Source organism: Treponema sp. R6D11, from assembly GCF_054786075.1.
The window spans coordinates 1-360 of sequence record NZ_BDHD01001201.1; the positions used below are offsets into that span (position 1 = coordinate 1).

General features: G+C 56.7%; 1 protein-coding gene. It reads left to right on the forward strand.

From position 1 onward, the window contains the following. A partial coding sequence (locus ACYVTD_RS18110) for a lyase family protein (protein ID WP_461248998.1) occupies positions 1-360 on the forward strand: 360 nt, incomplete at both ends.

The following is a 360-nucleotide window of genomic DNA, read 5'->3' on the forward strand; positions in this document are numbered from 1 at the left end:
CGGCAAACGTCCTGCTTGACACGGCACTATCGCACATAACAACGATAATGCCCGGTTACACGCACCTTCAAAGGGCGCAGCCCGTAACGCTTGGTTTTCACATAACGGCTTGGTGCGCCGCACTAGAACGGGACTTTTCCCGCTTTACGGACGCTCTCGCCAGACTGGACGAGTGCCCTCTCGGAAGCGGGGCGCTTGCAGGCTCTACCCTGCCGTTGGATCGCAAAGCAACGGCTCAAAGTTTGGGCTTTAGCCGCCCTTCCACAAACACGATGGACTCCGTAGCCGACCGTGACTTTGTTTTGGAATTGTCGTCCGCCTGCGCCATAACAATGGTTCATCTTTCCCGCTTCTGCGAAG